Source organism: Acinetobacter sp. YH01006 (genome assembly GCF_013420445.1).
Classification (GTDB): Bacteria; Pseudomonadota; Gammaproteobacteria; order Pseudomonadales; family Moraxellaceae; genus Acinetobacter; species Acinetobacter pseudolwoffii.
The window spans coordinates 12,727-38,655 of record NZ_VOYB01000020.1 but is presented as its reverse complement, the minus strand read 5'-3'; the positions used below and the strand labels follow the sequence as shown (position 1 = coordinate 38,655).

At 46.0% G+C, this 25,929-nt stretch carries 19 protein-coding genes; 14 read left to right on the top strand and 5 right to left on the bottom strand.

Going from position 1 to position 25,929, the window contains the following annotated elements:
• The first annotated feature begins 204 nt into the window (after window positions 1-204).
• From FTT73_RS13525 to zupT, 3 genes are all read left to right on the top strand, one after another.
• Window positions 205-1,680 (top strand): sodium-dependent transporter, encoded by a 1,476-nt coding sequence (locus FTT73_RS13525; protein ID WP_074383770.1) that lies wholly within the window; start codon window positions 205-207, stop codon window positions 1,678-1,680.
• A 10-nt stretch (window positions 1,681-1,690) separates the two neighbouring features.
• A complete protein-coding gene (locus tag FTT73_RS13520) occupies window positions 1,691-1,801 on the top strand; it encodes a methionine/alanine import family NSS transporter small subunit (RefSeq protein WP_005173576.1) in 111 nt (36 codons plus the stop codon).
• A gap of 90 nt (window positions 1,802-1,891) precedes the next feature.
• Window positions 1,892-2,701, top strand: a complete 810-nt coding sequence (gene zupT / locus FTT73_RS13515; protein WP_180191564.1) for a zinc transporter ZupT — start codon at window positions 1,892-1,894, stop codon at window positions 2,699-2,701.
• A gap of 84 nt (window positions 2,702-2,785) precedes the next feature.
• Here the strand turns inward: zupT and rsmB are convergent, their stop codons facing one another.
• The gene (rsmB, locus tag FTT73_RS13510) at window positions 2,786-4,093 is read right to left on the bottom strand and encodes a 16S rRNA (cytosine(967)-C(5))-methyltransferase RsmB (protein WP_180191563.1); all 1,308 of its coding nucleotides are present in this window, start codon (window positions 4,091-4,093) and stop codon (window positions 2,786-2,788) included.
• Window positions 4,090-5,052, bottom strand: a complete 963-nt coding sequence (fmt, locus tag FTT73_RS13505; protein WP_180001778.1) for a methionyl-tRNA formyltransferase — start codon at window positions 5,050-5,052, stop codon at window positions 4,090-4,092. The genes rsmB and fmt overlap by 4 nt, the downstream gene beginning before the upstream one ends.
• Before the next feature lie 408 nt (window positions 5,053-5,460).
• Between fmt and ilvD (FTT73_RS13500) the strand changes: the two genes are divergently transcribed.
• The 7 genes from ilvD (FTT73_RS13500) to FTT73_RS13470 all read left to right on the top strand — a co-directional run bounded on the left by ilvD (FTT73_RS13500) (window position 5,461) and on the right by FTT73_RS13470 (window position 14,336).
• Window positions 5,461-7,290, top strand: a complete 1,830-nt coding sequence (ilvD, locus tag FTT73_RS13500; protein ID WP_004280822.1) for a dihydroxy-acid dehydratase — start codon at window positions 5,461-5,463, stop codon at window positions 7,288-7,290.
• A gap of 197 nt (window positions 7,291-7,487) precedes the next feature.
• Complete coding sequence (locus tag FTT73_RS13495; RefSeq protein WP_005173589.1) at window positions 7,488-8,795, top strand: RNA-guided endonuclease TnpB family protein; 1,308 nt, start codon at window positions 7,488-7,490, stop codon at window positions 8,793-8,795.
• A gap of 126 nt (window positions 8,796-8,921) precedes the next feature.
• Window positions 8,922-10,607, top strand: coding sequence for a dihydroxy-acid dehydratase (gene ilvD / locus FTT73_RS13490; RefSeq protein WP_180191562.1), 1,686 nt, complete (start codon window positions 8,922-8,924; stop codon window positions 10,605-10,607).
• Between the two features lie 177 nt (window positions 10,608-10,784).
• Complete coding sequence (locus tag FTT73_RS13485; RefSeq protein ID WP_180191561.1) at window positions 10,785-12,080, top strand: RNA-guided endonuclease TnpB family protein; 1,296 nt, start codon at window positions 10,785-10,787, stop codon at window positions 12,078-12,080.
• Window positions 12,081-12,257: 177 nt separating this feature from the next.
• On the top strand, window positions 12,258-13,580 hold the full coding sequence (locus tag FTT73_RS13480) for a hypothetical protein (protein ID WP_180001780.1): 1,323 nt from the start codon (window positions 12,258-12,260) through the stop codon (window positions 13,578-13,580).
• Window positions 13,561-13,848 carry a chorismate mutase gene (locus tag FTT73_RS13475; protein WP_159516534.1) on the top strand — a complete coding sequence of 96 codons (288 nt, stop codon included), beginning with the start codon at window positions 13,561-13,563 and terminating at the stop codon, window positions 13,846-13,848. The genes FTT73_RS13480 and FTT73_RS13475 overlap by 20 nt, the downstream gene beginning before the upstream one ends.
• Window positions 13,849-14,156: 308 nt before the next feature.
• A complete protein-coding gene (locus FTT73_RS13470) occupies window positions 14,157-14,336 on the top strand; it encodes a hypothetical protein (protein ID WP_004280844.1) in 180 nt (59 codons plus the stop codon).
• 266 nt (window positions 14,337-14,602) lie between these two features.
• Here the strand turns inward: FTT73_RS13470 and FTT73_RS13465 are convergent, their stop codons facing one another.
• The 3 genes from FTT73_RS13465 to FTT73_RS13455 all read right to left on the bottom strand — a co-directional run bounded on the left by FTT73_RS13465 (window position 14,603) and on the right by FTT73_RS13455 (window position 19,653).
• On the bottom strand, window positions 14,603-15,898 hold the full coding sequence (locus FTT73_RS13465) for a solute carrier family 23 protein (protein WP_180101473.1): 1,296 nt from the start codon (window positions 15,896-15,898) through the stop codon (window positions 14,603-14,605).
• 296 nt (window positions 15,899-16,194) lie between these two features.
• Window positions 16,195-18,879 carry a phosphoenolpyruvate carboxylase gene (gene ppc, locus FTT73_RS13460; protein WP_180083564.1) on the bottom strand — a complete coding sequence of 895 codons (2,685 nt, stop codon included), beginning with the start codon at window positions 18,877-18,879 and terminating at the stop codon, window positions 16,195-16,197.
• 150 nt (window positions 18,880-19,029) lie between these two features.
• Window positions 19,030-19,653: a TetR/AcrR family transcriptional regulator gene (locus FTT73_RS13455; RefSeq protein WP_005094786.1), complete on the bottom strand. Its 624-nt coding sequence runs from the start codon at window positions 19,651-19,653 to the stop codon at window positions 19,030-19,032.
• Between the two features lie 148 nt (window positions 19,654-19,801).
• Here FTT73_RS13455 and FTT73_RS13450 point away from each other — a divergent pair, with 148 nt between their 5' ends.
• The 4 genes from FTT73_RS13450 (at window position 19,802) to dnaJ (ending at window position 25,777) form a co-directional block, all read left to right on the top strand.
• Complete coding sequence (locus FTT73_RS13450) at window positions 19,802-20,905, top strand: efflux RND transporter periplasmic adaptor subunit (protein WP_180191560.1); 1,104 nt, start codon at window positions 19,802-19,804, stop codon at window positions 20,903-20,905.
• A 2-nt stretch (window positions 20,906-20,907) separates the two neighbouring features.
• Window positions 20,908-24,045 (top strand): efflux RND transporter permease subunit, encoded by a 3,138-nt coding sequence (locus FTT73_RS13445; RefSeq protein ID WP_180191559.1) that lies wholly within the window; start codon window positions 20,908-20,910, stop codon window positions 24,043-24,045.
• Window positions 24,046-24,176: 131 nt separating this feature from the next.
• Window positions 24,177-24,554, top strand: coding sequence for a hypothetical protein (locus FTT73_RS13440; protein ID WP_005094781.1), 378 nt, complete (start codon window positions 24,177-24,179; stop codon window positions 24,552-24,554).
• Window positions 24,555-24,658: 104 nt separating this feature from the next.
• Complete coding sequence (gene dnaJ, locus FTT73_RS13435; RefSeq protein ID WP_005094779.1) at window positions 24,659-25,777, top strand: molecular chaperone DnaJ; 1,119 nt, start codon at window positions 24,659-24,661, stop codon at window positions 25,775-25,777.
• Window positions 25,778-25,929 lie beyond the last annotated feature (152 nt).

The window sequence follows — 25,929 nt, the reverse complement described above, 5'->3', positions numbered from 1 at the left end:
ATTGTTGAACCATCTACAAGGTCAGCTTTTCGATCAGACTTTAAGCAAGATGTAAGACCTGCTGACCTGTTTGTACATTAGAATTCGACGCCCAAAAGGTGCAGCTCTAATCCAAACACCCAAAATAATTGAAATGCTTCTTTATTTGCTTGCGCTATAACCATAACAAGCAGCATCTGAAGGGGTTTAAAGTTTAGGTGTTCTATGACAGAAACTCGTGAGAATTGGTCTGCACGATCAGGATTCATTATTGCAGCCATTGGTTCCGCCGTTGGCTTGGGAAATATCTGGCGTTTCCCTTATGTGGCTTATGAAAATGGGGGTGGGGCATTCCTGATCCCTTACCTGATTGCGATTTTTGCAGCAGGTTTGCCTTTATTGTTTTTAGACTATGCGGTCGGACACAAGTTCCGTAAAGCACCACCCATGGCCTATAAAAAACTCATGAATGCCGAATCCTTGGGTTGGTGGCAGGTGATGGTGACCCTGATCATCGGGATTTACTATGCCAGCGTCTTGTCTTGGGCCGGCAGTTATATGTTCTATTCCTTTGGGCAGCAGTGGGGCACAGATACCCAGGACTTTTTCTTTAACACTTATCTGCAAAATGGTGAAGGTTTAAGTTTAGGTTTTGTTCCTGTCCTGTTTTTCGGTCTGGTGGTTGTTTGGGCTGCGGTGATGCTGATTCTTTACGGTGGGGTACGCCGTGGGGTGGAACTGGCGAATAAAATCTTTATGCCACTTCTGGTAATTTTATTTTCTATTCTGGTGATTCAGGCGGTACGCTTACCGGGTGCAGTCGACGGCTTGAATGCTTTCTTTACGCCGAACTGGGAGGCCATGAGTAACTATAAAGTCTGGCTGGCCGCATTTGGTCATATCTTCTTCTCACTGTCGGTGGGCTTCGGGATTATGTTGACCTATGCCTCTTATTTGAAACGCAAAACCAACTTGACCGGTTCTGGGATCGTGGTAGCACTGGCCAACTCATCCTTTGAAATTCTGGCGGGTATTGGTGTATTTGCAGCGCTTGGTTTTATGGCCTTCAGCGCAGGTGCAAATGTTGAAGATGTCGTATCTGGCGGTATTGGTCTGGCCTTTATTGCTTTCCCGAAAATCATTTCCAGTTTAGGTGCAGGCGGTGACCTGTTTGGCTTCCTATTCTTTGCTTCATTGACCGTTGCCGGTATTACCTCGATGGTCAGTATCCTGCAAGTTCCGATTGCCGCATTCCAGGACAAACTGGGCTGGTCGAAGAACAAGTCAGTCACGATTATTGCCGGTGGTTCAGCGGTGATTTCTACCTTGATGTTCTCGACCCATAGTGCGATTACCTTTGTCGACATTATTGACTACTTTGCCAATAATATCGGTATTGTCGGTGGTGGTTTGATCTCCATTATTCTGTTGTCGTGGTTCCGTCGTCCATTGATGAAGCAGCTGGAAGGCCATGTGAATCAGTTTGCCAGCGTGAAACTTGGTCGCAGCTGGAACTTCATGCTGACCGTCATCACGCCGTTGTCCTTATTAATGGCATTGGGTCTGACCCTGAAATCGATCATGGCAGAAGGTTATGGTGGCTATGCTGCCAGCACCCTGTGGATGGTAGGTGGAGGTGTCATGGCATTCTTTATTCTGGGCGCCATTCTGTTTAGTCTGGTCAAAGACCGTCATAGCTAGGAGAGCGACTATGAATACATCTGCACTGGTGATGATGATCATCTCTATCGTTTTATTGTGGGGGGGTCTGGTACTGTCCGTGATTCATCTGGCAAAAAATCCGGAAGAACCAGAAGACTAAAAATCTTCACATAAACCTACTGTTTTACTATAAACGAAAGTCATTATCATCTATGGTGATAATGACTTTTTTAATGGCTGACGATTTGGCATGATTTCCGTTTCAGATGGACAAGTCTATACAGCCTTTGCCGTGACCTTCTTCGCTGGGCTTGCCACCGTGTTGGGTGGGGGACTGATACTCTTCTTAAAAAAACCCAATTTCCGTCTGCTGGCCTTTGGTCTGGCCTTTGCCGCGGGCGCCATGATCTATGTTTCTTTAACCGAAATTCTGAATAAATCGATTGCCTCCTTTAGTCTGGCTTTTGATGAAAAAACCGGTTTTGCCTTTGGCACCTTTGCATTTTTGTTGGGCGTGATTCTGGTGTTATTGCTGGATCATTTTGTGCCGAATCCGCATGAAACTGTTGAAACGCATGCCAGTGAGGGCGTCAGTTCACCGCAACTATTGCGTACCGGCATGCTGACTTTATTCGCCATTAGCGCACATAACCTGCCAGAAGGTCTGGCGACCTTTTTTGCCACGCTGGAAAGTCCTGCCTTGGGTGCGCCTTTGGCGGTGGCAATTGCGATTCATAATATCCCGGAAGGTGTGGCAATTGCCTTGCCAGTGTATATGGCGACCGGACGCAAAGATTATGCGCTCTGGGCCAGTCTGGTGTCGGGACTGGCTGAACCTTTGGGTGCCGCCTTGGGTTATTTTATTCTGGCGCCTTATATGAGCGATACGGTATATGGTCTGGTGTTTGGCCTGATTGGCGGGGTGATGGTCTATCTGGCACTGGATGAGTTATTGCCGACGGCAAAACGTTATGCCGAAGGACATGAAACCGTCTATGGACTGGTGAGTGGCATGGCTGCACTGGCAACCAGTCTGGTGATCTTTAAGTTTATTCAGTAAGTCCTGTTACAAGTCGGCCATGCAATAAAGCATGCAATAAAAAAGGCAGCCGAAGCTACCTTTTCCGACTTTAAAAATGATGATTTATGCGATCTTTTCAATACGACAATAGAAGAAGCCATCGCCTTGATCTGCTTTCGGTAACAACTGACGACCATGTATCTGTTCGATGCCCCAATCGGCTTCAATCTTGATTTCTTTGGCATCGCTATGCTGGGCAAAGAACTCGACCATCTGCTGTTCATTTTCCGCTTTTAGAATCGAACAGGTGATGTACAGCAAGCTGCCGCCAACTTTCAGCTGCTGCCACATATTTTCCAGAATCTGCTTTTGCAGCGCGACGGTTTGCGGAATATCTGTGGAATGACGCAGCAAGCGAATATCCGGATGACGACGAATCACACCAATCGCAGAACATGGCGCATCCAGTACGATACAGTCGACTGGTTCAGGCGCTGTCCAGTTGATGGCATCGGCTGCAATAATTTCAACTTCGGCATATTCTGTTAACAGTAGGCGTTCCAGATTTTCTGCCACACGCACTAAACGTTTGGCGTCCTGATCAATTGCATACAGCTTTTTCGGGCTGTATTTTTCCAGAATATGCGCAGTTTTCCCACCCGGCGCAGCGCAGGCATCGACCACGACCTTGCCTTCAAGATCAGGCACTAAAGTTGCGCAAAGCTGTGCGTGTTCATCCTGAACCGAGAAACCGCCGGCTTCATAGCCTGGCAGGTTCGGAATATGCACGTTTTGTTCCAGCACAATGCCGACTTCAGACAGGGTACAGGCGCGTGCTTCATAACCTTCTTCTTCCAGAATTTCCAGATATTCATCACGGCTGACCTGATTGACATTGACACGCAAGGTCAACGGCGCAATCTGTTTTAACTCATGCGACAGTTCAGCCAGCTGTTCCGGCCAGTCTTTCTTTAAACGCTTAAATAACCAGCTTGGCAGGCCATGCGCCTGATTTAAAGCCAGATCAAATTCTTCTGTTTCACGTGAAACACGACGCAGCACCGCATTGACCAGACCACTTAAAGGTTCGAATCCCAGCTGTTTGGCTGCTGTCACCGTTTCTGAAATCGCAGCATGCGCCGGAATACGGGTACATAGAATCTGGTATAAACCTAAATATAAGCAGCTTTCCAAGGCCTGATTATCGAGAGGTTTGGTTAACAGTGGCAGGGTAATGGCTTTCAGGCCATGCCACTGACGTAAACAGCCCAAAGTTAACTCGTGATACAAGCCACGGTCACGTTCAGACACAATATTGATATGTTGGTTGAGTACAGAAGCAAGTGATTGGCCGTTTTGTACAGCCAATAGCGTTTTTACAACTTGCGCGCGCAAATTCAAGTTTTTAGCTGATGATTGAATTTGGCTCATGCGAATTTATATCCTACCGATAGTTTTTGAGTTTGATTAATTTGAACAGCATTCAGGGCTTTGCCACCTGGCCATTGCAGATTGGTGATGCAAATGGCGTTCTGATCACCACACATCACATGTACGCCGTCTTTATCCAGAGCAATTACTTCACCTGCCACTGCAGCGGTTGCCTGCTGGGTAGAAAGTGATGAATTCCAGATGCGTAAATTGTTACTGTCATCCAGCGGGGTAAAGGCCACCGGCCAGGGATTAAAGGCGCGAATATTCCGGTCAATCTCTGCCGCAGGCTGGCTCCAGTTGATTTGTGCTTCCGCTTTTGAAAGTTTATGTGCGTAAACCGTAAGTGCTTCGTCTTGCACTTCACGTTCAGCCAAATATTTTTGTAAGCTTTCTTCAGACTCAAGTACCTGAACGGTAGCTTCAGCACCTTTAACAGCAAGTTTGTCGTGTAAGGTTGCAGAGGTATCTGTCGCTTCAATTGGGCAGATGGTTTTCAGCATCATATCGCCTGTGTCCAAGCCTGCTGCCATTTTCATGATGGTTACACCAGTCTCGGTATCGCCGGTGGCAATGGCACGTTGAATCGGTGCTGCACCGCGCCAGCGCGGAAGTAATGAACCATGAATATTTAGACAGCCATATTTGGGTGTATCCAGAACCACTTGTGGCAGAATCAGGCCATAGGCCGCCACCACCATCACATCTGCATTTAAGGCTTTGAGTTCTGCTTGCGCTGCCAGACCTTCTTCAGTCGATGACTTGAAGTGCAAAGGCTGATAGACCGGAATATTGTGTTCTAGCGCCAACTGCTTGACTGCAGATGCCGTGAGTTTTTGCCCGCGTCCGGCTTTGCGGTCAGGCTGGGTATAGACCGCCACAATTTCATGCTCGGTTTTGAGTAGCGTAGCCAATGCAGTCGCTGCAAATTCTGGTGTGCCTGCAAATATGATCTTCACACATGAAATTCCAAATAAACTTAAAAGCTATTATAAGCCAAAAGCCAAATTTCAGCCTAATCGTTGCAAAAACTTATCCAAGAAGCTTGCTGAGTGCTTGAATTTCGGTGGAATTTTTATATAAAAAAAACTCATGCAAATTGTAAAAATTATTCATGAAAGTTTTGTATTGTCCTGACGATGATGGCGGTATAGTAGATTTCATCAAGAAATTTTTATCGCCAGATCATCATAATCTCTCTATAGATATTTTTGCCTGCATCTACAACCAAAAGGTCATCTTGTAAAACAAGGACTTGTAGTATGATAGGTCTAAAATGCAACTGATTTAAGCTCATTGTCAGTATGATTTAGCCAGAGTGGATCTGCCCGGTTCATTTCAAGCTCAAACTTTGTTGGAAATATAAAATGCCTGACTATCGTTCAAAAACATCGACACACGGAAGAAATATGGCTGGCGCGCGCGGTTTATGGCGTGCTACCGGAATGAAAGACGAAGATTTCGGTAAGCCGATTATTGCGGTCGTTAACTCATTCACGCAATTTGTACCGGGTCATGTCCATCTAAAAGACCTGGGTCAGCTGGTTGCACGTCAAATTGAACAAGCAGGCGGCGTAGCAAAAGAATTCAATACCATTGCTGTCGATGATGGCATCGCGATGGGTCATGACGGCATGCTGTACTCATTGCCTTCACGTGACCTGATTGCTGACTCGGTTGAATACATGGTTAATGCACACTGTGCAGATGCGATGGTGTGTATTTCAAACTGTGACAAAATCACCCCGGGCATGCTCATGGCAGCCATGCGTTTGAACATTCCTGTGGTGTTTGTTTCAGGCGGCCCGATGGAAGCGGGTAAAGTGCAAATTCGTGGCAATGAACAGGCAATTGACCTTGTTGATGCGATGATTGTGGCGGCAGATGACAACTACACAGACGAAGAAGTCAAAGCATACGAACGTTCTGCATGTCCAACCTGTGGTTCTTGTTCAGGTATGTTTACGGCCAACTCAATGAACTGTTTGACTGAAGCTTTGGGTCTTTCATTACCGGGTAATGGTTCTACGCTGGCAACACATGCCAACCGTAAGAAATTATTTGAGCGCGCAGGTCAGTTGATCGTTGAAATCACCAAGCGTCATTATGAACAGAATGATTACAGCGTATTGCCACGTAATGTAGCAACCAAAGCATCTTATGAAAATGCCATGACTTTGGACATCGCGATGGGTGGTTCAACCAACACCGTTCTTCACTTGTTGGCAGCTGCTCACGAAGCAGAAGTAGACTTCACCATGGACGATATCGACCGTTTATCTCGTAAAGTGCCTGTACTGTGTAAAGTGGCACCTGCGGTTAAAAATGTCCACATGGAAGATATTCACCGTGCCGGCGGCATTATGTCGATCCTCGGTGAACTAGACCGTGGTGGCTTACTGGATACGTCTGTACCGACCGTACATGAAGCAACGTTGAAAGATGCTTTAGACAAATGGGACATCATCCGTACTGAAGATGAAGAGGTATATAACTTCTTCAAATCGGCACCGGGCGGTGTACCAACCCAAACTGCATTCTCACAAGATCGTTATTACACCCGTCTAGATGGCGACCGTGAAAATGGTGTAATACGTAATGTTGAACATGCCTTCTCGCAAGACGGCGGTTTGGCAGTGCTTTACGGCAACATTGCACTGGATGGTTGTATCGTCAAAACTGCGGGTGTAGATGACTCTATCTTGAAATTCAACGGCACAGCACGTGTATTTGAAAGCCAGGATGATGCAGTTGAAGCCATTCTTGGTGGGAAAATCGTGGCAGGTGATGTGGTGCTGATCCGTTATGAAGGTCCACAGGGTGGTCCAGGCATGCAAGAAATGTTGTACCCAACCAGCTACTTAAAATCGAAAGGTTTAGGTAAAGACTGTGCACTTGTCACTGATGGTCGTTTCTCTGGTGGTTCTTCAGGTCTTTCCATTGGTCACGTTTCCCCAGAAGCAGCTGAAGGCGGCACAATTGCCCTGGTTGAAGATGGCGACCGTATCGAAATTGATATTCCAAACCGTAGCATTCATTTAGCCGTTGCTGAAGATGTATTGGCAGCACGCCGTGAAGTACAAGAAGCCAAAGGTTGGAAGCCTGCAAAGGAACGTCCACGTAAAGTATCTAAAGCGCTGAAAGCCTATGCAATGCATGCCACCAGTGCGGCGAAAGGTGCGGTACGTGATATCTAAGCTGTAATTTTACAGATTTAAATAGCACTCCAGATGGGGTGCTTTTTTTATACAAAAAACTATCTTAAAATGAAAGAGGACTCCACCCGACAGTCAGGGTGGAGGTGAATTTCGTAAGTTTTTTAATTTAGCTTTAATTCGTTTTTATGTTAAAATAAAAGAAATATAACATTGTATTTAAATAAGTTTTTAAAAAAATGAAAATCAACAAGGCGTATAAATTTAGGCTTGAGCCTAATGAAGAGCAAGAGGTTATTTTAAACAATCTTGTTGGTTCTGCGCGTTTTGTTTGGAATCAAATTTTAGTTGTGTCATTTGAAATGTTTGCAAAGAATGAATTTATCAATGCAACCAATTTGGTGAATAAAATCACCAGTCTTAAAAAGAATCCTGAATATGCTTTTTTAGCAAATCATTCTAATGCTGTTTCCCTACAGCAAAAAATTCGTGATCTGGCTTCGGCTTGGACAAGGTTTTTCAATGCAAAAGAACATGCAAGATTAAAAGAAAATAAGCGTAAACCACGCAAGCCCAAATTCCTCAAACTCACTGATGGTTCTGAAATCCAGTTACGCCCACTGATGCCTAGATTTAAGAAAAAATCAGATGGTTACGATTCAATTAGATTGGTGCAATTTGATAAATATTGTCGAATTGAGGGTAATCGAGTTAAGCTGCCAAATGGCATAGGATTTGTGAAATTTAGAAAATCACAAGATATTCTAGGCACAATTAAGAATGTGACAATCAGTAAGAGATCAGGTCATTGGTATATTTCATTTGGCAGTGAAAAAGAGTTATTGGAAAATCCAGTACATCCATCCAAAACCGCAGTTGGTGTTGATTTAGGTGTCAAGAAATTAGTCACAACATCTGAGGGTGAGGTATTTAACCCAAAGAACAGTTTTAAAACCAACCAAATTAAATTAGCTAAACTTCAACGTAAGTTGAGCAAAAAATTGAAGTTTAGTGAAAATTGGAAAAAGTTGAACACCACAATTAACAAGCTACATTATCATATTGCTAATATTCGGCATGACTACCTACATAAAGTCACGACAACTCTCAGCAAAAACCACGCAATGATCGTAGTTGAGGACTTAAAAGTAGCCAATATGTCGAAGTCAGCAAGTGGCACAATCGAGAAAAAAGGAAAGAATGTCAAAGCCAAGTCGGGCTTAAACAAGGCAATCCTAGATCAAGGTTGGTCAATGCTTGTTGATATATTGGAGTACAAACAACAATGGCGAGGTGGTTTACTCGTTAAGATTGACCCGAAATACACAAGTCAAACGTGTAGCTCCTGCGGTCATGTTGCAAAAGAAAATAGGCTTACTCAGGCACATTTTGAATGTGTTGCGTGTGGCTTTAGCGAGAATGCGGATATTAACGCTTCTCGTAATATTTTGGCGGTGGGACACACCGTTTTGTCTGTGGAGGGTGGATGCGGTAAAGGTCGCCCGATGAAGCAGAAAGCAAGCGAAATCCGTGAGGAAGTCACCTAAGAGCTGATGCTTTTAGAATCCCCCACTTGAATAAAGTGAAAGTGGTGGGAGTATGTCAAACAATGATCTTAAAATAAATTGTCCAAGACCGACGCTTAAAATCGGTCATCGCCCAGGAAGAGAATAATGAGTAAAGATAATATCCGCGAGCATTCTGCCCCCGTTTATGAAGGTATTGAAAATGCACCGGCGCGTTCCATGATGCGTGCCACCGGTTTTCAGGATGCCGATTTTAACCGGCCATTTATCGGCATTGCTTCGACCTGGGCCAATGTCACGCCTTGTAATATGCATATTGATGGTCTGGCCAGAACCGTAGAGCAGGGCGTGAGTGCGGTGGGTGGCAAGGGCATTATCTTTAATACCATTACCATTTCAGATGGCATTTCCAATGGCACCGAAGGCATGAAATATTCCCTGCTGTCACGGGAAGTGATCGCAGATTCGATTGAAACCGTGGTCGGCTGTCAGGCTTATGATGGTGTGATTGCCATTGGTGGCTGTGACAAAAATATGCCCGGCTGCATCATGGGATTGGCGCGCCTCAACCGTCCGGGGCTGTTTATTTATGGCGGAACCATCAAACCGGGTGAAGGTCATACCGACATGATTTCAGTGTTTGAAGCGGTGGGTCAATATGCCAAAGGTGAAATCAACGCGATTCAGGTCAAGCATATTGAAGAGGTTTCCTTGCCAGGTCCGGGTTCGTGTGGCGGTATGTACACGGCCAACTCGATGGCCTCTGCGATTGAAGCTTTAGGTATGAGCCTGCCGGGCTCTTCGGCACAGGAAGCGGTATCGGAAGACAAGCAAATTGACTGTGCCCGGGCCGGTGAAGCGGTGATGAACCTGTTGCGACTGGATATTAAGCCGCGCGACATCATGACCAAAGCCGCCTTTGAAAACTCGATTAAAGTCTTGATTGCGCTGGGTGGTTCGACCAATGGTGTACTGCATCTTTTAGCCATGGCACATACAGCAGGAGTGGAATTGAGTCTGGATGATTTCGTGCGGATTGGTAAAGATATTCCGGTGGTGGCCGACGTGCGTCCATCAGGTAAATATCTGATGTCAGAACTGATTGCGATTGGTGGAATTCAACCACTGATGAAGCGCATGCTGGATGCCGGCATGCTGGATGGCTCATGTCTGACGGTCACAGGTAAGACGCTGGCAGAAAATCTGGCCGATGTGCAGGACTATCCGGAAGGCCAGCAGATTATTCTGCCTTTTGATGCGCCAGTGAAAAAAGACTCACATCTGGTGATTCTAAAAGGCAATCTGTCACCGAAGGGCGCGGTCGCCAAAATTACCGGTAAGGAAGGACTGCATTTTGCTGGCCCGGCTCGCGTGTTTGAAGGTGAGCAGGGTGCCATGCGCGGTATTCTGGATGGCGAAGTCCAGCCGGGTGAAGTGGTGGTGATTCGTGGCGTTGGTCCCAAAGGTGGCCCGGGAATGCCAGAAATGCTGAAACCGACCTCTGCGATTATCGGGAAGGGCTTAGGCGCTTCAGTTGCCCTGATTACCGATGGACGCTTCTCGGGTGGCAGTCACGGTTTTGTGATTGGTCATGTCACCCCCGAAGCTTATGATGGCGGCCCGATTGGTCTGGTACAAAATGGCGACCAGATTTCAATTAATGCGGAAACCCGGGAAATGACCTGGCATGTGGATGAGCCGGAGATTGCAGCACGTCAAGCAGCTTGGATCAAACCAAAACCGAACTATACCCATGGAGCACTGGCCAAATTCGCCAAACTGACCTCAGGTGCAGAAACCGGGGCGGTCACTGACTTGAATCTTGACCTCTAATCCATTGTTAAACATTGAACATTTGTTTATCTTAATCGGGCGTAAGACCCTCACCGACAGTCAGGTGGGGGATACAAGCGAGTGGCGATAGCCATATTAAAGATAATGTTTTCTTGGTTTTATTGCTTATTTTTGCTATAATTCAAACACTACAATTCTTTTATAAACAATGATTTAATGAAGATTTTACAACACTACAAGTTTAGGCTTCTGCCTAACCAAGAACAGGAAATATTGCTTAATCAAGCAATAGGTTCTGCTCGTTTTGTGTGGAATCAAATTCTCGCTAAATCATTTGAAATGTTTGCTAAAGATGAATATATTCGTTACGAAAGCATTGAAAAAAAATTAGTACCCCTTAAAAAAACACCTGAATTTTCTTTTCTTGGTCAAACATATTCAGCTTGCTTACAGCAAAAAATACGTGATCTTGCTCAAGCATGGGGTAAGTTTTACAACAAAAAAGAACAAGCTCGTTTAAAGCAAAACAAGCGGAAACCACGTAAACCCAATTTTTTAAAATTGGCTGATGGTGGTGAGATTGAGCTTAGACCACTCATGCCAAGATTCAAGAAGAAATTAGATGGTAAGCAATCTTTTAGACTTCCATTTGCAAATTGTGAGGTTATTGGTGATCGAGTTTCTTTGCCTAAAAAAACAGGTTGGATAAGATTTAAAAAATCACAAGAAATTGTTGGTAAAATTACAAGTATTACAATTAAGAAAATTTGTGGGCTTTGGTATGTTTCATTTTGTACTAACCGTGAAATCGAACAACCAATTCATCCATCAAAATCTACAATTGGTGTTGATCTTGGCATTAAGAAATTAATTACAATATCAACAGGTCAGGTATTTGACCCAATCAATAGTTTTAAAGCCAATCAAGTAAAGTTGGCTAGGCTTCAACGCAAGTTGAGAAAGAAAACCGAATTTAGTCAAAATTGGAAAAAACTTAATTTAAGGATCAATAAATTACATCATCATATTGCCAATATTCGGCATGACTACTTGCACAAAGTCACGACAACTCTCAGCAAAAACCACGCAATGATCGTAGTTGAGGACTTAAAAGTAGCCAATATGTCGAAGTCAGCCAAAGGCTCAATCGAAGAAAAAGGAAAGAATGTTAAAGCTAAATCAGGCTTGAACAAATCAATCCTAGATCAAGGTTGGTCAATGCTTGTTAATATGTTGGTGTACAAACAGCAATGGCGAGGTGGTTTACTCGTTAAAGTTGACCCTAAATATACAAGTCAGACTTGTAGTTCATGTGGTCACGTTGCAAAAGAAAATAGGCTCACTCAGGCAAACTTTAGTTGTGTCGAGTGTGGCTTTAGCGAGAATGCAGATATTAATGCTTCTCGCAACATTTTAGCGGTGGGACACACCGTTTTGTCTGTCGAGGGAAGATGCGGTAAAGATCGCCCTGTGAAGCAGAAAGCAAGTGAAATCCGTGAGGAAGTCACCTAAGAGCTTTTGCTTTTAGAATCCCCCACTTGAGCTAGTCGAAAGTGGGGGAGTATGTCAAGACTTGATATAAGTTTTTACACCATGCAGGGCTTTTGCTCTGCGATCTTAAAAATAGATTATTCTGTACAGATTCAATTTTTTGAACTGCACACCGTCATCTTTGTCGAGGCCGAACTCATGTCCCTGTTACGCCGTTGGTTTGATCCAATCCGATCGAGTTGGTTTTACCAGAAACCAATCCGTCAAACGGTGTTATCTATTCAAGATGGGCTGAGTATCCATTTAAGACTGGATGATGTGTACAGCTATCTGGCGGTACAGCAGCTGCCCCAGCTCGAAGAAATTTTAAGTCCGCAGCTCAAGCCGCTGAAAGTAATTATTTCCAGTTCGCATGCAGCCCCCCCAAATCAGATGTCTTTTGATGAATGGCAGCACTACACCCTAAATGATGCCAAGATTCTGTCGAAACAGCATCGTTTTAGTTTTCATGACACGCCAGAATTGCCCAGCGCTGAAGCCTTGCAACAGGCGGAACTGATTTTACGGCATACCCCGCTGCGCGGGCAGGATTTTCTGTATTTGCTGGAAGATGTGTTTCATATGTTGTGGCAAAAACAGACCGGAAAATTACGAACCCTTTATGCCATGGCCAGTCGTCATCATCAGCCACAGGACTTTCCCGAACGTATTTTTGACCAGACCCCGATTCTGGCCAGCTATTTTAATTTAGGCGGACGCCAGTATCAGGCAGTCGATGACCTGTTGCGTCTGACCCGGCGTCTGGAGCAGCAAAAACTGCTGACCGGTAATCCGATTTTTATGATCGATCACATTGAATGGCGTGAGCATCTGATCAGTGATGCTGAAGAGCTGAACGAGATCCAGTCGATGGATCCGGAACTGGACTTGTATATCGCGCTGGAAGATCCGATCTCCTGGCTTTTGCTGGCCTATATCAAGGAAGAACTGGCGGATTATTATAATATCCAGTTGAATGTCTATCCCTTGTCCTATCGTGGCCGGGATGAGTTTGACTGGAGTCTGGCCACACGTTTATCCAAACGGACGGACGTAGAATTTACCCCGTTTTGCCGACCGACCGAGCAGGCGATTGCGCCAATCGCACAGTTATTTTATAGCTGTCCCGAGGAGCAGCGGATTGAGGCGATGTACCAGATCTTGCAGGCCGTCTGGACCCGTGGTGAAGACCTGTCTTATGCACCCCATTTCAAACTTTTGCAGCAACAGTTAAATATTGTAGATCTGACCCAGGACGATATTCTGGTGAAGCTGCAGGACAATGATATGCTCTGTGAAATGAAGTCGCAGCCGAACTTTCCGGTACTGGAACTGCGGATAGATGATCAAAGTTATACATTTAATAGCTTATATCGGGTCTGGATGATTGAAAGTATTTTCAGTAATGTGTTAGAAGAAAAGTATAAGAGTAATAATCAAACTGAAAGTGAACTGAAAAAACATGGAAAAGATCAAAGCTGAATCACTAGAATATGCACGTCAACAGATCGATGCCATTGATACAGCTTTAGTTGAGCTGATCGCTGCGCGTCAATTTTATGTTGATCAAACCACCCGTTTCAAAAAAACCGAAACCGATTTGCAGTCACCAGAACGTATGGAACAGATTGTAGAAAATGTTAGGGCATTGGCGCAAAAGCAGGGCCTCGATCAGGAGTTTATTGAACATCTATACCGTGAAATGTTCCAATACTTTATTCAACGTGAACTGAAAGAGTTTCGTCCTTAAACGGGCTCATTTCAGTTCAACTACGCCGGACGATCTTCAAGCTATGCAGGAGATCTTGCTGTAGCCATGGCGATTTTTAAGCACAACATCGCCTTTTTACAAAAATAATTTATCCATAAAAAGCCCATTCAGCCAAGTGCCTAAAGCCTTGCCTGGACGGGCTTTGCACGGTTTTATAGAAATTATGGTAAAAAAAAGAAATTGATTTTATTAAATATTTTTACAATGTAAGTTTGATTTAATTTAAAAAGTATATATATTGTATATACATCTTTTGCAAAGTAGTCTTTATTTTGGAGAGATAAGCAATGAGCGAGCAAATCAAAAAAATAAAGACAGGCAAGAAAGATGGACAACTTTTAATTCGTATTCAGAGTACGGAGCGTGATGAATTTATTCGTCTCTGCGAAGAACTGGATACTAGTGCTGCTCGTGAATTAAGAAAATTTATTCGTGGTTTTGTGAAACAACACAAGCCTAACGAATAGCCTTACTAGGGAGTAATACCATGGCTAAGCAAGTTAAATCTTTAAAGCAAGAAATCAAAGCACGTTTGAAAAAGATTTCAAAACATAAAGGCAAATTGAAGCAACTGAAGCAAGCGCTTAAAAAACAGAAATAAGCCAACGTGAATCAATTGCCAGTCACTTAAAACAGTTCATTCTAGACAGACTGTTTTAGGCTACAAAAAAGACCGAACATATATGTTCGGTCTTTTTGCTTGCAACAGGCTGTGCCCAGTCATCGCTGAATTTTATTTTTTATCGACCAGACTGAAGAACCAGTTTAAGAACAGGGCTGCAAACGTTGCCGTACCAATACCACCCAGATTGAAGCTACCAAAAGTCAGGGCAAAATCACCGGTACCTAAAATAATGGTCACTGCAGCCACCATCAGGTTTTTGTTTTGCGAGAAATCGACTTTATTTTCAATCCAGATTTTGGCACCGGCAATGGTAATCAAACCAAAGACCACAATCGAAGCACCGGTCAGAATCGCGGTGGGAATGGTATGAATCACCGCCCCAAACTTGGGTGATAAACCCAGGAAGATCGCAAAGACACCAGCCACTGCAAAAATGATGGTCGAATAAACCCGTGTTACGGCCATGACCCCAATATTTTCACCGTAGGTGGTCATGCCCGGGGCACCCACACCGCCTGCCAGAGTGGTTGCAACACCATCTGCAACAAAGGCTTTACCAATATGCGGATCCAGATTCTCTCCGGTCATCGCGCCTACCGCTTTGATATGTCCCAGATTTTCAGCCACCAAAATCAGTGCAATCGGTGCAATGATCAACATGGCATTGACTTCAAAAGTCGGTGCGTGGAAGGTCGGTAACCCGAACCAGGCGGCTTGCTGAATGGGCAGGAAATTGATTGCAGTGCCATAACCCATAATATTGCTGAGCACGAAATAGATCAGATAGGCCAATAACAGCCCCACCAATAATAGCAGGCGTTGTAGCAGGCCCTTGGTAAAGACGGCAATTGAGCCCATACACATGACGGTAACCAGAGACATCCACATATTAAAGGTGTTGCCCATCACGCTTTTTACCGTCACCGGTGCCAGGTTTAGACCAATGATCATCACTACGGCACCGGTCACCACCGGTGGCATCAGCTTTTCAATCCAGCGCGTGCCGGTCGCCATGACCAGAAAACCCATCAGGGCATAGAAGATACCACAGGCAATAATACCGCCGGCTGCGACGCCAATATTGGGGTTGAGTCCACCACCACCGGCATAACCGGTTGCCGCGATGACCACCCCAATAAAGGCAAAGCTTGAACCTAAATAACTTGGAACCCGGCCACCGGTAATCAGAAAGAACAGGATGGTACAAATCCCTGACATTAAAATGGCCAGGTTAGGGTCAAAGCCCATTAAAAAAGGTGCCAGTACAGTCGCGCCAAACATGGCAAAAGCATGTTGTACACCCAAAACGACCGTTTGTGCGGGTGGCAAATACTCTGCGGTACCTACTGGGCGTGCATCGATGCTGCCCTCATAAGGGCGCCATTTGGGAAACCAACTGGACATAAAATGAGCACTCGAAAGATAAATTGTGCACATCATACTCTTGTTCTTTAGAAGATTTAATCACTTAAACAAAATTTTTGTTCAAATTAATTCTATGACTTTATTTGATATTTTACCGGGTGGTAAAAGAATTTTGAGTTAAAACTAAAGTGAAATCAGTAGATTAATTTCTTATAATCAATAGGGCTATGTATAAATAAATCTGATTTACTATATAAAATAAAATATTTCTTGGCTATTGACTGCTCAATAAAAAAGCACATCGCGAAGATGTGCTTTTAAACAGTCTGTTTGGATTAACCGGTATTGCGTAAACCCGCAGCAATTCCGGCAATACTGACCATCAAGGCATGATCCACCGGGGTATTTTCAGCTTGCTGCTGTTGCAGATAGAGACGACGACGTTTCATCAGCTCGGCTTGCAGCAAATGTAGTGGCAACAAATACGGTTTACGGACTTTCATGGATTGATCCAGGACGCCGTTGCTACTCAGCAATTTGGATTCACCCTTTAACGTCAGTAAGGTCTGTACAGCATCCTGCAAACGCTGGCGCAGCTCTGTGCCGAGTACTTTGAGATCTTCATCTTGGGTCAGATGTGATTCATAGTACAAGGCCACATGTGCATCGGCTTTGGACAGCACCATTTCCAGCATATCAATCAGGGTCTGAAAATATGGCCACTCTGCCAGCATCTCATCGAGTACCGCCCGTTGCCCCTGATCCAGTACTTTATTCAGCGCGGCACCGGTACCCAGCCAGGCAGGTAACATCAGACGAATCTGGGTCCAGGCAAATACCCACGGAATCGCACGCAAGGACTCAATCCCGCCACTGACTTTACGTTTCGCCGGCCGTGACCCCAGCGGCAGCATTTGCAGTTCAAGTTCAGGAGTGACAGTGCGCAGGTATTTGACAAAATGCGGATTTTCCCGCACGGTCTGGCGATAGACCTGAACCGAGAGTTCGGTCATTTGATGCATCAAGTCGCGCCATTCCTGTTTTGGCTCGGGTGGCGGGAGCAAGGTTGCTTCTAAGGTCGCAGCGGTATAAATTTCCAGATTTTGCAGGGCAATTTCTTCCAGTCCGAATTTAAAGCGGATCATTTCACCCTGTTCAGTCACCCTAATCGTGCCTGAAATCGACCCCGGTGGCTGTGAGAACAAGGCTTGCTGGGTTGGTGCACCGCCACGGCTGATCGAACCGCCACGGCCATGGAACAGGGTCAGCTGAACGCCATGTTGCTGGGCAATCGTCGTCAGTTCTTCCTGGGCACGGTACTGCGCCCAGTTGGCCGACATAAAACCGGCGTCCTTGGCTGAATCCGAATAGCCAATCATCACTTCATGCTTGCCCTGAATATGCTGTTTATACCAATGCATATTGAACAGGGTTGACATGGTCTCGGCTGCACCGTCCAGATCTTTGAGGGTTTCAAACAGCGGTACCACTCGTAAGGCGTGCTTGATACCCGCTTCTTTTTGTAGAAGCAATACCGCCAGCACATCACTTGGATATTCCGCCATGGAAATAATATAGGCACCCAGAGACTCACTTGGCTGTTCTGCCAGGGTGCGCATGGTGGCAAAGACTTCCTGTACATCCGGGTGCTGAATCAGACTGCCGGCTGGTTCATTCAGATGTTTTGGGAGCAAGGGACGTTTGCTTTGCAATTCTTGCAGTAAAAAGTTTTGACGTGCCTGTTCGGTCCAGGTTTCAAAATTTCCCAGCCCTAAATATTCGGTAATCGCCGAGATCGCCTGACGGTGACGTCCTGATTCCTGACGAATATCCAGTTTCAGTAACTCAATTCCAAAGCTGTTGACCCGGTAAATAAAGTCCAGCAGGCTGCCATTGGCAATTTCGGCCAGATTGCAGTGCATTAAGGAGCGATAGCAGGTCAATAGTGGCTGTAATAGCTCATCTTTACTTTTAATGACTAAACTATCATCGGCATCATTGCCCTTTAATTTTTCTGCCAGCCAGTGTCGGGTCGCTTTCAGGCGGCTACGGGTGTCACGTAAATATTCACGGTAGGGTTCCGGATGATCCAGACCCAATGCCTCGGAGATTTCCGTACTACATTGCTGAATGGAGAGTTCCCAGCGCAGGTTCTCAATATCGCGTAAATACAGATCGGCAGCTTTCCAGCGTGACAGCCATAACACTTCTTGCGTCACATTATGGGTAACATTCGGGTTGCCATCGCGGTCACCGCCCATCCAGGAAGCAAAACGTACCGGTGCAATATCTAAGGGCAAGTTCTGGCCGCATTGTTGTTCGACCATGCCATTTAATTCCCGGATAAATTTCGGAACCGCATTCCACAAGGTCTGTTCAATGGTAGTAAAGCCCCATTTGGCTTCATCGATCGGGGTCGGGCGATGCTGACGGATTTCATCGGTTTGCCAGGCCGAGCTAATCAGCTGTTTCAGATCTGCCAACACCGCCTGACGTTCACGCGGCGTGAGTTTCTGCTGGTCGAATTTGGACAGGGCATTATTGATACCATCATATTTCTGGATCAGGGTGCGGCGGCTGACTTCTGTCGGATGCGCGGTCAGTACCAGTTCAATTTTTAATTCACAGATTTGCTGGTACAGCGTGTCGGCAGAAATCTCCTGCTGTTTAAATTTTTCAAATAACGGTACCAGAGGATTAGGGGATTCTGCCGTGTCATCGAATTCGCTTTGACGGCGACGACGCACCACATGATATTGTTCGGCAATATTGGCAAAGTTCAAAAAATGGGTAAAGGCACGGGTTAGAGGCAGGATTTCCGCATCTTCCAGGCTCAAAAATAATTGTTCTAGCTGTTTTTCTGCTTCGACCTGTCCATCACGTGCGCCTTTAGATAAAGCACGAATCTGCTCAATCTGATTAAACAAATCCTGCCCCGCATGTAATTTTAAGGTTTCCCCCAGCAAATTACCCAGTAAGCGTACGTCTTCGCGTAGTGGTGCATCAATTTGTTGAATCATTTTTATATTCCCTTAAATGCTTGCTTTGACTATACCGCGACTGTAGGACAATCCAAGTCCTTTACAGACAAAAGTTGCAGATATTTTGCGGATTTTTTAGCAAATTTTAGCCAGTATCCTGTCGCCAGCACTCAAGCGATCAGAAGGGATTTAGCCAGATATTCCGTATTTCAGCATAAACAGCTCAATCGCCTGACTAATGATCTGCTGCTGTTCTGTACTGGAGGGCGGAGCTGTAAGTCCGAGCAGGATTTTTTGATGACGTGTTCCGGTCAATAGGGACACGATCAGTTCGGTCTGTTTCTCGGGTCGATCGACCTGAATAAACTGGTAGTGCTGCGCCAGCGCAAAGAAATCATGCCAGACCGCCTCCAGTTTGGCATGCGAGGCCTGATAAAACTGCTCTGCCAGCGGGCTTTGCTGCGAGGCCAGCTCGATGAGTAATAGGTCCAGTTTGATGGCTTCAGGCAGGCTAATAATATTCAAAGCGCGTAAACAGGCCCGATAAAATTCCTGAGCAAAGTCACTGCTTGGCTGCAAGACCTGCGGATGCTCATGCAGAATGGCTTCACAGGTATCTTCAATGGCACAGCTGAACAGCGTCGCCTTGTCCTGAAAATGGTTATAGACCGTCAGTTTGCTCACCCCTGCTTCACGGGCAATCTGGTTCATGCTGGAGGCATGATAACCATGCGCTAAAAATAGCGCTTTGGCCGCGCTCAGGATGCGTTGGCGTTTCTCCAGATCTTTCGGTCGTCCTACAGGTATTTGCACAATTTCTTCCAAAAAAAGTCAACTTGGTCATTGCTTTGAGGGTTCTGTTGTAATTAGTGTACCGGGTGGTATATTAATTAAAAAATAAGCAATTCAATATATCAGCATAGTTTGCCCGAAAAAAGATGATCAGATAAGAGCGAATAAGATGAGCAGGATTTACAGCGTGTTGGCTGGCATGATGATGCTTTGCAGTGTGACCTTAAATGGATGCAGTAAAGATACAATCGCCGCAGAACAGGAAATTCCCTTTGTCATGGTGACCACACCGAGCACTTCACAGCATGAACTGAAAAGTTATGCCGGCGATGTGCAGGCGCGTCAGCAAACAGCACTGGCCTTTCGGGTAGCGGGACAGGTGACCCAGCGCTTCGTCGATGTCGGGGACCAAGTCAAAGTCGGACAGGTGCTGGCCACACTGGATGTAAAAGATGCCCAGTTGCAGCTGAATGCGGCACGTGCCCAGCTGGAAAACGCGCAGTCTGCCAGTAAAATTGCTCAGGATGAACTACAGCGTTTCAAGCAGCTGTTACCGGTCAATGCCGTGAGTCGCTCGCAATATGATGCCATCGATAATCAATATAAAGCTGCACAGTCGAGTCTGAAACAGGCGCAATCCAATTATGCTACTGCCAAAAACCAGACCACTTATAACCAGCTGATTGCCACTAAAAATGGCGTGATCACGGCACGCAATATCGAAACGGGTCAGGTGGTCGCAGCCGGGCAAGCGGTATATGAGTTAGCCATTTCCGGTGAGCGTGAAGTGGTGATTGGCGTGCCGGAACAGGCCATTTCAGAGGTCAAGGTCGGACAGCCTGCCACTGTGACTTTATGGTCCAAACCAGAAGAAAAATTTAGTGCCTTTGTCCGTGAAATATCACCAGCCGCAGACCAATCGAGAACATTTAGAGTAAAAGTCTCACTGCGCGAAGGCAATGCTCAGATCCAGCTCGGACAAAGTGCCCGGGTGTTTTTCCAGCACAGCCGGGACAATAGGCTCAGTGTACCGCTGTCCAGTGTCTCAGCCACAGATCAACAAGCCTATGTGATGCTGGTCAAGCCGGATCATACTGTACACAAAGTCCCGGTGACTTTAGGGGCTTATGGTCGCGATAGCGTACCGGTACTCAGTGGCCTGAAAGCGGAAGATTATGTGGTGATTGGCGGCGTACATTTGCTGCGTGACCAGCAAAAAATCAATCCGATTAATCGTGAAAATCGTCCTGTGACCGTTCAGGCAGGGAGTTAAATATGAACTTTAACCTGTCGGAATGGGCTTTAAAGAATAAGGGACTAGTACTGTATTTTATGATCCTGCTCGGGCTGATTGGCATCGTGTCCTATTCCCAGCTGTCGCAAAGTGAAGATCCGCCTTTTACCTTTAAAGTGATGGTCATTCAGACCTACTGGCCGGGTGCCAGTGCCAAAGAAGTGTCCTTACAGGTCACGGATCGGATTGAAAAGGAACTGATGACCACGGGGCAATATGACCGCATCATGGCCTATTCGCGTCCGGGTGAATCCATGGTGACCTTTATTGCCAAGGATTCTCTGGCTTCGAAAGATGTGGCCGATGTCTGGTATAACGTGCGCAAGAAAGTCAGCGATATCCGGCATGAATTGCCGCAAGGAGTACAAGGCCCATTCTTTAATGATGAATTCGGCGATACCTTTGGCAATATCTATGTGCTCAAAGGCAAAGACTTCGATTATGCGACCCTCAAGGAATACGCCGACCGTTTGCAGTTACAACTGCAACGGGTCAAAGATGTCGCCAAAGTCGATTTAATCGGCCTGCAAGACCAGAAAATCTGGATTGAGATTTCCAACACCAAAGCCATCCAGCTCGGAGTTCCAGTCAGCGCCATTCAGCAGGCTTTGCAGCAGCAAAATGCCATGACCCATGCCGGTTTTTTTGAAACCGGTTCAGACCGGATTCAGGTTCGGGTCAGCGGTGCCTTAAACAGTATTGAAGAATTACAGCAACTGCCACTTTTGATAAATGGCAAAACCATTCAGCTGGGAGATGTCGCTGAGATCTATCGCGGCTTTAGTGATCCGGCCCAACCCCGGATGCGTTTTATGGCTGAAAATGGCATTGGTATTGCCGTGTCCATGCGCAAAGGCGGCGATATTCTGGCACTGGGCAAACATCTGGAACAGGAATTTGCCCGTCTGCAAAAAACCTTGCCCCTCGGCATGGAGCTGCAAAAAGTCTCCGATCAGCCAGTGGCAGTCAAACGCAGTATCAATGAATTTATGAAAGTGCTGGCAGAAGCAGTAATTATTGTGCTGCTGGTCAGTTTCTTCTCGCTGGGTTTTCGTACCGGACTGGTGGTGGCCTTTTCGATTCCGCTAGTATTGGCCATGACCTTTGCCGGCATGCATTTATTTGATGTCGGCCTGCATAAAATTTCCTTGGGTGCCCTGATTCTGGCACTCGGTCTTCTGGTCGATGATGCGATTATTGCCATTGAAATGATGGCGATTAAAATGGAGCAGGGCTATAGCCGGCTTGAGGCGGCAGGCTTTACCTGGAAAACCACCGCCTTTCCAATGCTGACCGGCACCCTGATTACCGCCGCCGGATTTTTACCGATTGCCACAGCAGCATCGAGTACCGGTGAATATACCCGTTCTATTTTTCAGGTGGTCACGATTGCACTGCTGATGTCCTGGATTGCCGCGGTGTTATTTGTGCCTTATCTGGGCGATAAACTGCTGCCCAATTTCAACAAAGACTTGATACAAAAAGCGCCGTGGTATCAGCGCCTTTGGGCGCGTTTGCGCAAGCAGCCCGAACCCCAGCCGGTCGTGCATCATGCCGGCGAACAGCATGACCCTTATCAAACCCGGTTTTATCAAGGTTTTCGCCGTTGGGTAAATACCTGTGTGACCTATCGTAAGACCGTGATTACAGCAACGGTAGGAATTTTTATTCTCTCCATTTTAATGTTTAAGCTGGTGCCACAGCAATTTTTCCCGCCCTCGAATCGGGCTGAAATTCTGGTGGATCTCAAACTTGAAGAAGGCGCCTCTCTGAAAGCCACCGAAGCTGCGGTGAAAAAAGTTGAAGCCTTTTTGTCGAAACAGCAGGGCATTGATAACTATGTGGCCTATGTCGGAATTGGTTCTCCGCGTTTCTATTTACCGCTGGATCAGCAGCTGCCGCAAACCAGTTTTGCCCAGTTTGTGGTGCTGGCATCCTCTTTGGAAGATCGTAACGAAATCCGTCAATCCTTGAGTGACCAGATTCGGCTGTTATTACCGGAAGTCCGTACCCGGGTGTCCCTGCTGGAAAATGGCCCTCCAGTCGGTTATCCATTGCAGTTCCGGGTCTCTGGTGAAGATCTGGGACTGGTTCGTGAATGGGCGCAGAAAGTCGCCGCAACCGTGGGCGAAAATCCGAATACCACCAATGTACATCTAGACTGGGGTGAGCCGAGCAAAGTCATCAAACTGGAGATCGATCAGGATCGTGCCCGTCAGTTGGGCGTGACTAGCAGCGAACTGGCCAATGTGCTGAACAGCTCGATTTTGGGGGCCGGCATTGATCAGTATCGGGAAAAGCGTGAACTGATTGAAATCCGTTTACGTGGTGCGCAGGCTGAACGGGTGGAGGTAGCATCTTTAGCCAGTCTGGCTGTTCCGACCGAAACCGGTACATCGGTACCGTTGGCGCAGCTGGCCAAAATTGAATACAGCTTTGAAGAAGGTCTGATCTGGCATCGGAATCGTTTACCGACCATTACTGTGCGTGCCGATATTCGTAGCAAGTTGCAGCCCGCTACTGTGGTTAATGAACTCAAAGAGCCACTAGAAAAAATCCGGGCAGAGCTGCCGAATGGCTATCTGCTGCAAGTGGGCGGCACAGTTGAGGAATCGGCTCGCGGACAGAATTCGGTTAATGCCGGCATGCCTTTATTTCTCGCAGTCGTCATGACCTTGCTGATGATTCAGCTCAAAAGCATCTCACGGGCCTTTATTGTGTTCCTGACCGCACCTTTGGGCATTATCGGAGTGGTGTTATTCCTGTTAATTTTCAATAAACCTTTCGGCTTTGTTGCGATGCTCGGAACGATTGCATTATCCGGAATGATCATGCGCAATTCGCTGATTTTGATCGATCAGATTGAGCAGGATATTCAGGCCGGAGAGTCGCAGTGGGATGCCATCATCAATGCCACAGTACGCCGTTGTCGTCCGATCATATTGACCGCACTGGCTGCGGTTTTAGCCATGATTCCCTTGTCCCGTAGTATTTTCTTCGGGCCAATGGCGGTGGCGATTATGGGTGGTTTGATTGTGGCAACATTATTGACCCTGTTTTTCCTGCCTGCCTTATATGCACAATGGTTTAAAGTGAAAAAAAGTTTAAATTCTGTTTAAATTTGTCATAATTTCAGGTGCGAAATTTGGAAATTTTCAATATAGTAGCACCTGAGATTTTTATAATTTAAAAAAATAAGTAATTGCTGCATTGGCCGAGCTGCCAATACGGTAACGAGGTTGAACCAAACATGACTCAAGATACATTAACCAAGATGCGACGTTCCGTAGCGATGGCTTATGTCTTCATGTTTTTGGCCTTATTTACCCTGTTTAGTGGACTATTGGCCTACTGGTTCGCACGTAAAGTTACCCAGGTTGATTATGCCGAGGTCTGGTTACAGGCACAGGCGCTGTGGATCATGCGTAATATCGTGATTTATACCATTTTGGCGATTTTCGCTGCGCTGTGGTTTATTCCACTATTTTTCTTTGCCTGGGACAGCCAGTTATGGGTCAAAGCCTGTGTGGTGACCGGGGTGATTTTCAGCTTTATTGCCTTTATTTTCCTGATCAATGCCTGGTTTAAAGGTATCTATAAATTCTCTCAAAATAAAGCTGTGTTCTAAAGCGTATAATTTTTTTCATATTTCCCCTTGTAAAACTCGGTTTGACCCCAATTTCAGACCTCAGTTGAATATTAAACAAAATTCCGTGAGGAGCATCGCCAGACATGGCTAAACGTGATTATTATGAGGTTTTGGGCGTCGCTAAAACCGCTAGTGATGATGAAATCAAAAAAGCCTACCGTAAGTTGGCGATGAAATATCATCCAGACCGTAACCCGGACAATGCTGAAGCTGAAGATAAATTCAAAGAAGCAGCAGAAGCCTATGAAGTGCTCTCTGATGGTGAAAAGCGCAGCATGTACGACCGTATGGGCCATCAGGCCTTTGAAGGTGGTATGGGCGGTGGTGGCGGCTTCGGCGGTGGTTTCAGCGCAGAAGATATTTTTAGCCAGTTCGGTGATATTTTCGGTGGCGCTTTTGGTGGCGGCGGTGGTCGTGGCCAGCAACGTGCACGCCGTGGTTCTGACTTACGCTATGTGATGGAACTGACCCTGGAAGAAGCGGTCAAAGGCGTCAAGAAAACTATTACCTTTACTGCACCGGCACCGTGTGATGCCTGTGATGGTAAGGGTTCAAAAAATCCAAATGATGTGGAAACCTGCCGTACCTGTCATGGTGCCGGTCAAGTGCGTATGCAGCAAGGTTTCTTCTCGGTACAGCAAACCTGTAGCACCTGTCGTGGTCAGGGCAAGATCATCAAGAACCCATGTAATAAATGTCATGGTTCGGGTGTGTCGGATCGTCAGCAAACTCTGGAAGTCACTATTCCTGCGGGTGTGGACAATGGCGACCGCGTACGCTTGACCGGTAAGGGTGAAGCGATCCGTGATGGTCAGTCAGGTGACTTGTACGTAGAAGTGGTGGTGCGTGAGCACGAAATCTTCCAGCGTGATGGCGCTGACCTGTATATGGATGTGCCGGTATCGATTGCTGATGCAGCCTTAGGTAAGGAAGTTCAGATTCCTACGCTGGATGGCCGTGTTAGCTTGAAAATTCCTGAAGGTACGCAAACGGGTAAACTGTTCCGCTTACGTGGTAAGGGTGTTAAACCGGTACGTACCAGCATGCAAGGTGACTTGCTGTGCCGTATTGTGGTGGAAACTCCAGTGAACTTAAGTGCACGTCAACGTGAACTGTTAAAAGAACTGCAAGAAACCATGGATGGGGAAGACAGCAAATCCTCACCAAAGAAAAAATCATTCTTTGATCGTTTGTTTGATTGATCGAATGAAAATAAAGAAGGACGCTGCGGCGTCCTTTTTTATTATGTAGATAAGATACTCTAGATTAGAAGATGCTATTTATTAGTTGATAGTTATCTTATTGTTTGATAGGTATCGCTTAAACATAAAAACCGCCTAAAAAGCGGTTTCTG